This window comes from Paenarthrobacter sp. CM16, assembly GCF_013179505.1.
Taxonomy (GTDB): Bacteria; Actinomycetota; Actinomycetes; order Actinomycetales; family Micrococcaceae; genus Arthrobacter.
The window spans coordinates 1-8,158 of sequence record NZ_JABMCX010000222.1 but is presented as its reverse complement, the minus strand read 5'-3'; the positions used below and the strand labels follow the sequence as shown (position 1 = coordinate 8,158).

11 protein-coding genes are annotated in these 8,158 nt (G+C 63.3%); 3 read left to right on the top strand and 8 right to left on the bottom strand.

Going from position 1 to position 8,158, the window contains the following annotated elements; all coding sequences use genetic code 11:
• Positions 1-113 precede the first annotated feature (113 nt).
• The 3 genes from ispF to HP499_RS17455 form a co-directional block, all read right to left on the bottom strand.
• Positions 114-671 carry a 2-C-methyl-D-erythritol 2,4-cyclodiphosphate synthase gene (gene ispF, locus HP499_RS17465; RefSeq protein WP_172325473.1) on the bottom strand — a complete coding sequence of 186 codons (558 nt, stop codon included), beginning with the start codon at positions 669-671 and terminating at the stop codon, positions 114-116.
• Positions 671-1,453, bottom strand: coding sequence for a 2-C-methyl-D-erythritol 4-phosphate cytidylyltransferase (ispD, locus tag HP499_RS17460; RefSeq protein WP_172325472.1), 783 nt, complete (start codon positions 1,451-1,453; stop codon positions 671-673). Before ispD ends, ispF begins: the two co-directional genes overlap by 1 nt.
• 101 nt (positions 1,454-1,554) lie before the next feature.
• Entirely contained in the window at positions 1,555-2,037 is a 483-nt protein-coding gene (locus tag HP499_RS17455; protein WP_011690592.1) for a CarD family transcriptional regulator, read from the bottom strand.
• A 293-nt stretch (positions 2,038-2,330) separates the two neighbouring features.
• Here HP499_RS17455 and HP499_RS17450 point away from each other — a divergent pair, with 293 nt between their 5' ends.
• Positions 2,331-2,867: a hypothetical protein gene (locus tag HP499_RS17450; protein ID WP_172325475.1), complete on the top strand. Its 537-nt coding sequence runs from the start codon at positions 2,331-2,333 to the stop codon at positions 2,865-2,867.
• Positions 2,868-2,998: 131 nt separating this feature from the next.
• Here HP499_RS17450 and HP499_RS17445 read toward each other — a convergent pair whose 3' ends face one another.
• Together HP499_RS17445 and HP499_RS17440 are read right to left on the bottom strand one after the other, a co-directional pair.
• Complete coding sequence (locus HP499_RS17445; protein WP_020608526.1) at positions 2,999-3,679, bottom strand: response regulator transcription factor; 681 nt, start codon at positions 3,677-3,679, stop codon at positions 2,999-3,001.
• Positions 3,676-4,980, bottom strand: coding sequence for a cell wall metabolism sensor histidine kinase WalK (locus HP499_RS17440; protein WP_172325474.1), 1,305 nt, complete (start codon positions 4,978-4,980; stop codon positions 3,676-3,678). Before HP499_RS17440 ends, HP499_RS17445 begins: the two co-directional genes overlap by 4 nt.
• 199 nt (positions 4,981-5,179) lie before the next feature.
• On the opposite strand from HP499_RS17440, the gene phoU reads away from it, so the two are divergent.
• The gene (phoU, locus tag HP499_RS17435) at positions 5,180-5,833 is read left to right on the top strand and encodes a phosphate signaling complex protein PhoU (RefSeq protein ID WP_172325471.1); all 654 of its coding nucleotides are present in this window, start codon (positions 5,180-5,182) and stop codon (positions 5,831-5,833) included.
• Between the two features lie 71 nt (positions 5,834-5,904).
• On the opposite strand, the gene HP499_RS17430 is transcribed toward phoU, so the two are convergent.
• Positions 5,905-6,651 (bottom strand): phosphoglyceromutase, encoded by a 747-nt coding sequence (locus tag HP499_RS17430; RefSeq protein WP_172325470.1) that lies wholly within the window; start codon positions 6,649-6,651, stop codon positions 5,905-5,907.
• A 69-nt stretch (positions 6,652-6,720) separates the two neighbouring features.
• Here HP499_RS17430 and HP499_RS17425 point away from each other — a divergent pair, with 69 nt between their 5' ends.
• The gene (locus HP499_RS17425) at positions 6,721-7,542 is read left to right on the top strand and encodes a class I SAM-dependent methyltransferase (RefSeq protein ID WP_172325469.1); all 822 of its coding nucleotides are present in this window, start codon (positions 6,721-6,723) and stop codon (positions 7,540-7,542) included.
• 6 nt (positions 7,543-7,548) lie between these two features.
• Here HP499_RS17425 and HP499_RS17420 read toward each other — a convergent pair whose 3' ends face one another.
• Together HP499_RS17420 and HP499_RS17415 are read right to left on the bottom strand one after the other, a co-directional pair.
• Complete coding sequence (locus HP499_RS17420; RefSeq protein WP_172325468.1) at positions 7,549-7,890, bottom strand: DUF2516 family protein; 342 nt, start codon at positions 7,888-7,890, stop codon at positions 7,549-7,551.
• 10 nt (positions 7,891-7,900) lie between these two features.
• Positions 7,901-8,158: PLP-dependent transferase (locus tag HP499_RS17415; protein ID WP_172325467.1), on the bottom strand; the 258-nt coding region annotated here is incomplete at its 5' end.

Genomic DNA, 8,158 nt, shown 5'->3' with positions numbered 1-8,158 from the left:
CGCAGCTGGCCGCCACGTCCATTTTCGGCGTCCCGGCGCAACCGCCCACCAGGAGCGCGGCGGCGAGCCCTAGGGAAAGCATCACCGCGGAACGCACGACGCCGGCGCCGGGCTTAGGCATGCGGGGCACCTTTCGCCGGGCCCGGCTCTGTTGCGGTGGCTTGGTGGGCGGGCACCGGGTACACCAGGGCGGTGGCAACGGCGGAAATTCCTTCGCCACGGCCGGTAAACCCCAGTCCGTCGCTGGTAGTGGCCGTGACGCTCACGGGAGCGCCCGCTGCTTCGCTCAGGACACGTTGGGATTCTTCCCGGCGTGGACCGAACTTGGGCCGGTTGGCCACGAACTGCACAGCGACGTTGCCGATTTCGAAGCCGGCTGCCCGGACAATACGGGCGGCTTCGCCGAGGAGTTTGACCCCTGAGGCCCCGGCGAACTCGGGCCTGTCAGTCCCGAAGTGGGTGCCCAGATCCCCGATTCCGCAGGCAGAGAAAAGTGCATCAGCGGCAGCATGTGCCACGCAGTCGCCGTCGGAATGCCCTGAGAGTCCTTGCTCTCCTTCCCAGAAGAGCCCGCCCAACCAGAGCGGCTGGGGGTCATCCGCGGGGGCAAACGCGTGCACATCGATACCGACACCGGTTCGGGGCAGGATCATGTCCTGGCTCAGTGTCATCAGCCTTCCACCCAACGGATTCCCAGGGGGCCTTCCAAGAGGCCTTCGGCAATGATGAGGTCCAGCGGCGTGGTGATCTTCAGGGATTGGCTGGCTCCCCGAACGGCGTGGACCGGAACGCCCAACAGTTCCACCAGCATGGCGTCATCCGTCACGGCTGCGGCTTGTTTGTCATCAAAAAGTTCCGCAGCGTCGTGGGCGCGGCGCAAGGTGGCCAGCTCGAAGCCCTGCGGGGTCTGTACGGCCCTGAGGTGTTCGCGCGGCGCGGTTCCGGTGACAACTTCCGGGGCGATGGATGAGTCCGTACCGGTGGTCTCCGCGACCGTCTTGATGGTGTCCACCACTGGCATGGCCGGAATCACGGCCTTCGCACCGGCGGCCAAGGCGTCCGCAACGCGCTGGAAGACGCGCTCCGGAGCCAAGGCGCGGGCTGCATCATGGACCAGCACGAATTCGGTGCCGTCTTCCAAAGCAGCCAACGCAGCCCGGACAGAATCCGCGCGGGAGGAACCGCCGTCGACCACGGAAATTTCAGGGCCACCGTCCACCAAATCAATGGTGAAGTTGGAGATCGACTCCCGCAGCGCCGTGTCACCTTTGGGCACGGCGATGCATATCTGGCGCGCAACATCCGCGGCAACCACGCCGCGGAGGGCGTGCATCAGGATGGTTTCGCCGCCCAGCGGAACCTGGGCTTTGGGCATGCCGTAGCCGAGGCGTTCACCGGAGCCGGCGGCAACCACGATCACGGCCGTAACGGCGCGCTTGGAAGGAATACTCATGCGCCCAAGGTTACTGAAGATACTTGATCAACGAGTATCTCCGGGTACTTTGCGGGCAAAAAGAAACCCGGCGGCGCTTTCGCACCACCGGGGATCAATTCTTAGGAAGCCAAGACCTCGTCAAGAACGCTTGCAGCCTTCTCTTCGTCGGTCTTCTCCGCCAGGGCCAGTTCTGAAATCAGAATCTGCCGCGCCTTGGCCAGCATCCGCTTCTCGCCTGCGGAAAGGCCGCGATCGTGATCACGACGCCAAAGATCGCGAACGACCTCCGCCACCTTGATGACATCGCCTGAAGCAAGCTTCTCCAGGTTCGCCTTGTAACGACGTGACCAGTTGGTAGGCTCTTCAGTGAACTCGGCGCGGAGAACGTCAAATACGTGCTCCAAGCCTTCTTTGCCCACTACGTCCCGGACCCCAACAAGGTCAACGTTCTCTGCTGGAACTTCAATGGTCAGATCACCCTGAGCCACCTTGAGCTTGAGATACATCTTCTCTTCGCCCTTGATGGTGCGCATCTTGATTTCCTCAATTTTTGCTGCACCGTGGTGAGGGTAAACTACTGTCTCGCCGACCTCAAAAACCATGTGGACTTTCCCCTTTCCCGCAGATTAGTCTATCACGATTAAGGCATACGACTGGCACCCGAAGGGCGCTTCTACCGCGCCAATACAGGGAAAAAGGCCTTAAACGACTTCCTCCAAGGTCTTGACGTATTCGGGGAAAGATGCATCGAACCAGCAAGGTGCGAGCAAGATCTCCCCTGCCGGCTGCGCCATAATGCCTCCCCGAATCCTTACTTTGGTCCGTTTGCCGATAGGCTATGGCTGAAAAGTGTTCCAATGACTCTTGAGGAGTAGGTGTCGTGCGCAATACTGCGATGAACCCTGTCCAGCGCGGCAAGCTGGCAATTGCGGCGGCTGCAATCGGCGTCGGTCTTCTGTCCGTCACCGGCTGCGGATTCGTCAACGCCCAGCAGACTACCCACCAGTACTCGGCATCGGACGGGATCAAAGCTGATCTCGGTCCCCTGCAGCTGCGCAACATCCTGATTGTTGCCTCCGGTGAGAACGAGCCCGGCCGGGTGATCGGTGCTGTGTTCAACCAGTCCAGCTCGGATGCGACGCTCACCGTCAGTGGTGCAAACGGCGCCCAGACGGAGATCCCGGTGAAGGCCAACGGGGAGACGTTCCTCAACGACACTGCGGATGCAGCGATCCTCAGCACCGCCGGTGTCATCCCCGGCGGCTTGGTCCCGATCACCATCCGCAGCGGATCCGACTCAGCCACGGTCAACGTCCCGGTACTGGACGGCACCTTGCCCGAATACGCCAAGTACCTGCCCACCACCCCGAGCCCCACGGCGACACCGACGTCCACGTCGACGTCCTCCGAGGCTCCGGCCGCCGGCCACTAAGCCCCGGCACCAGCACGTAGAAGCACCAGCACGTAGACGCAACTAGGAAGGGTCCCGCCGAGAGGCGGGACCCTTCCTTTGTTGGTGCTGCAGATGTTGGTGCTGCAGACCTTTACGGCTCGTTCGGACTTTTACGGCTCGAACTTGTAGCCGAGCCCCCGCACCGTCACCAGGTAGCGGGGCGCGGAGGGATCGGGCTCGATCTTGCTGCGCAAGCGCTTCACATGAACGTCGAGGGTCTTGGTGTCGCCAACATAGTCCGAACCCCAAACGCGATCGATCAACTGGCCGCGCGTCAGCACCCTGCCCGAGTTGCGGAGCAGCATCTCCAGCAGCTCGAACTCCTTGAGCGGCAGTGACACTTGCTCGCCGTTGACGCTGACCACGTGCCGTTCGATGTCCATCCGGACAGGACCGGCCTGGACGGTGGAGGTGATGAGTTCCTCCGGCTCTCCCTGACGGCGCAGGACGGCACGGACTCGGGCCACGAGCTCCCGGGAGGAATAGGGCTTGGTGACGTAGTCGTCGGCGCCGAGTTCCAGGCCCACTACTTTGTCGATCTCAGAGTCCTTGGCCGTCAACATGATGACGGGGACACTGGAACGCTGGCGCAATTGGCGGCAGACCTCGGTTCCGGGCGTTCCGGGCAACTGCAGGTCCAGGAGGACCAGGTCCGCACCGTTCCTGTCGAACTCCACCAAGGCATCGCTGCCGTTATCCACTACCTCGACGTCGAACCCTTCCTTGCCCAGCAGATAGGACAGGGGGTCGCTGAAGGACTCTTCATCCTCCACAATCAAAATCCGGCTCAAGCGCTGGCTCCTTGCTCTTGGGCGCCGCTGGCGCCCCCTTGTTGACCCGCGATTTGGGGTTGTTGAATCGCATTGTTGTCTTGGCGAACCGCGTGGGCAGCTTCGACGGCGGCGCCGGCCGCCGGAAGTTCGGACGACCCGGCCGATGTGGCAGCGGGAGCCGGCAGTGCGGCGTCGTCGTCCTGGCCTTCCATCTCAGGCAGGCGGATGGTGAACGTGGAACCTTGACCGGGCTGGGACCATACGGTCACCTCGCCGCCGTGGTTGGAGACCACGTGCTTGACGATGCTGAGGCCCAGGCCCGTGCCGCCCGTGTGGCGGGATCGGGCCGCGTCCACGCGGTAGAAGCGTTCAAAGACGCGTTCCTGGTCCTCGGGCGTCAGCCCCTCGCCCTGATCCGTGACGGAGATGGCGACCACGCCTTCTCTGCTCCGGACTCCGACGCCCACACGGGTGTTTTCCGGCGAGTAGCGGATGGCGTTGTCGATCAGGTTGCGCAGGGCTGTCACCAGGAGATCGCGATCACCGAAGACCAACGACTCGGAGTGCCCGCCCACCACGATCTGGATGTTCTTGCTCTCGGCCGGCAACTGCGAGCGGTCCACGGCCTCGGTGATCACTGTATTGATGTCCACCGGATGCCCCTGCTGGGCGACGTTGGCCCCCTGCAGGCGGGAAAGTTCAATGATGTCCTGGACCAAGGCTGCCAGCCGGCCGGACTCCTTGTGCATGCGCTTGGCGAACCTGCGCACGGCTTCTTCGTCATCCGGCGACGCTTCCAAGGCCTCAGCAAGGAGGGAGATGGCGCCCACGGGAGTTTTCAGTTCGTGGGATACGTTGGCCACGAAGTCGTTGCGGATCTCCTCGGTACGGGTGATCTCGGTACGGTCGTCGGCCAGAAGCACGATGTATTCCCAGCCGAGCATGGCTGCCCGGACCTGGACCACAATGGTGCCCTTTCCCAGCGGACCACGTGGGAGTTCGTACTGCTCTTCCAGGATGACGCCGTCACGGCGGACCTTTGCGGTCATATCCAGGAGCTGCTTGTGCACCACGGTGTGGCCACGCACCAGCCCGTACGCATAGGCTGCCGGACTCGCGCGGACTACGCCGTCGATCGCGTCCACCACAACGAAGGCCCGCCCGACGACGGACAGCACTTCCGCTGCGCCTTCCGGGAGCAGGGGTTCGTTGACGTCCAGGTCCACAATGCTGCGTTGCCGCTCGCTGATCCTGAAAGCGAGCATGCCAAAGACGCCCAACGACAGGCCTACGAGACCTGCGACGACACCTATGAGCAATGGATCCACGTGTCCAGCTTATGCTGTGGAAACACGGGCAAGCAGTGATCCGGCGCTAAACGCGGACGGTTCAACTAACGTTCATCTAAAGGAGCCGAACAGTTCACTGGCCCCTGACACAGTTACTGGTTGGACTGTCAATGGTTTTGAAATCCGCCCCCCATCATGGGAACAGGATTTCCAAGGAAAGGACGCCTTAGTGCGCAAGGTTTTTCAAGAGGAGCTCACCCAGGTAGGTGACGACCTCATCGAGATCTCCAAGCTGGTTCACGAAGCAATCACGAAGGCTACTACTTCCTTCGAAGGCGCCGACGTGGACCTTGCCCAGGACGTCATCGCCGCAGACGCCCGCATCGACTTCCTGCAGAACAGCCTCGACGAGCGTGCCATCGACATCCTTGCCCTGCAGGGTCCTGTCGCAAGCGACCTCCGCATGATTGTGGGATCGCTGCGCATGAGTGCCTCGCTGGAACGCATGGGTGACCTCGCCCGGCACGTGGCCCAGTTGGCACGCCTGCGCTACCCGGCCACGGTGATCCCCGCATCGCTGACCCAGACCTTCAAGGCCATGGCCCAGCACGACATCGAGATCACGGCCAAGGTCATTGAACTCCTGGAGACCCGCGACCTTGAGGTAGCCCGCGACATCCTCAAGATCAACATCGCCGTGGACGACCTCCACCTCAGCGTCTTCAAGGCAATCGCCTCCCCCGAGTGGGCCGAGAGCCCTTCCACCACCGTGGACGTTGCGCTGGCGAGCCGCTACTTCGAGCGCTTCGCTGATCACGGCGTCTCGGTGGCACGCAAGGTCACCTATCTGGTGACCGGCGAATGGCAGCCGGAAGGCTTCTAGCCCTACAGCATTAACGACGACGGCGGCCGGTCACCTGAGGTGACCGGCCGCCGTCGTCGTTGGTTCAGGCTTTATTTCTTGCCCTGGTTGGCCACCGCGAGGATGGCCTGTGCTGCTGCGTCGGGGTCCAGGTAGGTTCCGCCCGGGTTGATGGGCTGGAAGTCCTCATCCAGTTCATAGACCAGCGGGATGCCGGTGGGGATGTTCAAGCCGGCGATGGCGTCGTCGCTGATGCCGTCCAGGTGCTTGACGAGGGCGCGCAGGGAGTTGCCGTGGGCGGTGACCAGGACGGTCTTGCCGGCCTTGAGGTCTTCCTTGATGTCCGATTCCCAGTACGGGAGCAGGCGAACCAGGACGTCCTTAAGGCACTCGGTACGCGGCAATGCGTCGCCAAGATCCTTGTAACGGACGTCGTGGGCCTGGGAGAACTCGCTGTCGTCCGAGAGGGCCGGCGGCGGGGTGTCGTAGCTGCGGCGCCATTCCATGAACTGCTCTTCGCCGAACTCGGCCAGGGTCTGGGCCTTGTCCTTGCCCTGCAGTGCGCCGTAGTGGCGCTCGTTCAGGCGCCAGTCGCGCTTGACGGGAATCCAGCCGCGATCAGCCTTGTCCAAGGCCATGTTCGCGGTGTTGATGGCACGCTTCAGGAGCGAGGTGTAGAGGACGTCCGGCAGGATGTCATTCTCAACCAGGAGCTCTCCACCGCGGACTGCTTCTTCGCGGCCTTGATCGTTCAGGTCAACGTCCACCCAACCGGTGAACAGGTTCTTGGCGTTCCATTCGCTGTGGCCATGGCGCAGCAGAATCAGCTTGTAAGTCATGGTTTTCATCCTAGCTGAGCGGTTACGTGCCCTGCCCGGCGTTACGTCCGCGCGAGATAAAGTGGGGCCGTGGTGCAAAAAGCGGAACGGGTGGGCTCTCCCCGCAGTCGGGGCGGGAAGCCCGTGGGAAACATCACCCGCGGCACCACCAATCCCAATCGCATGCGCCGCCTGGACCGTTGGCTTTCCGGGCCGCAGGCATGGCGGCTGCGTGCCGCCGTCGAGCCCCTGGTGGTGGATCTGGGCTATGGCGCCTCGCCGACCACCGCCGTCGAACTTTTCGAACGGATGCAGGCCGTGCGTCCGGATGTCCGGGTCTGCGGTATCGAGATTGAGCCGGAGCGTGTCCGGACCGCCAAGGCGCTCGAGCGGCCGGGGCTGAGCTTTCACGTGGGCGGGTTCGAGGTTCCGGTGCCGGGAAATCCGGTGTTGGTCCGCGCGTTCAATGTGCTGCGGCAGTATGAGGAAGCTGATGTGGCGGGCATTTGGCGGCTGGTGCAATCGAGGCTGGCGCCGGGGGGCTTGTTCATTGACGGCACGTGTGACGAGATCGGCCGCCGCGTGACGTGGGTGGCCCTTGATCCGGAGCGCCCGCTGAGCCTCAGCTTTTCGGTAAGGTTCGGCAGTTTCGAACTGCCCTCTGAAGTTGCTGAGCGGCTGCCGAAGGCCCTGATTCACCGCAACGTTCCCGGCGAACCCATCTACGCGTTCCTGCGGGCGATGGACAAGGCCTGGCTGGAGGCGGCCCCTTTGGCGTCGTTCGGCAACCGGCAGCGCTGGACAGGGATGTGCCGTTCACTGCTCGACGCCGGATGGCCGCTTCAGGACGGTCCGGCGCGGTGGCGCCTCGGTGAAGTGACGGTGGCGTGGGACGCGGTGGCGCCCAGGTAGAGCCTTCTACCAGGGACCGTACGGGCCCACGTTGCGGTTGCCGCCGCTGCCTGCCTCGCGGAGGGCGGGACGGACGTCGGCAAGGTAAACGCAGGCCGCGGTGACAGCAGCGATGCCGAAGAGGCCCAAGCCGCTTCCGCCGCTGATCACTGTCAAGGCGCCGATGGCAAAAGCAATGCCGGTGAGCGCGGTCCAGAACGTCTTGGTCCGCTTGGAAGCAGCCACAAAGAGCGTCGGCTTATGGCGCAGGCAGTCCGCGAAGGCCCACAGTTCCAAGGCAAGGGCTACCAAGCCAAGGATGAGGTACACCGCGCCGGTGACTATCGCGATCAAGAATTTTCCGTCCACGCCCTTTAGCCTAGCCGTCCAACGACTTCAGTGCTTGCTCAAGGTCGGACCAGAGGTCTTCGACGTTCTCGATCCCGACGCTCAAGCGGACCAGGTTCTCCGGGACGCTGAGGGGCTCGGCTGTGTGCCGGCGTCGGCGTTCAATCAGTGACTCGACCCCGCCAAGGGATGTTGCAGGCAGCCACAGCTGCAAGGCACGGACCAGTGCGTCCGCGGCCTCGGCACCGCTGCGCTGTTCATCGCCGGCGATCTGGATGCAAAGGATGGA

Excerpts from the sequence above, each read along its gene's own strand:
- ispF (WP_172325473.1), bottom strand. The coding sequence starts at position 671 with ATGACACTGAGCCAGGACATGATCCTGCCCCGAACCGGTGTCGGTATC.
- ispD (WP_172325472.1), bottom strand. The coding sequence starts at position 1,453 with ATGAGTATTCCTTCCAAGCGCGCCGTTACGGCCGTGATCGTGGTTGCC.
- HP499_RS17455 (WP_011690592.1), bottom strand. The coding sequence starts at position 2,037 with ATGGTTTTTGAGGTCGGCGAGACAGTAGTTTACCCTCACCACGGTGCA.
- HP499_RS17450 (WP_172325475.1), top strand. The coding sequence starts at position 2,331 with ATGAACCCTGTCCAGCGCGGCAAGCTGGCAATTGCGGCGGCTGCAATC.
- HP499_RS17430 (WP_172325470.1), bottom strand. The coding sequence starts at position 6,651 with ATGACTTACAAGCTGATTCTGCTGCGCCATGGCCACAGCGAATGGAAC.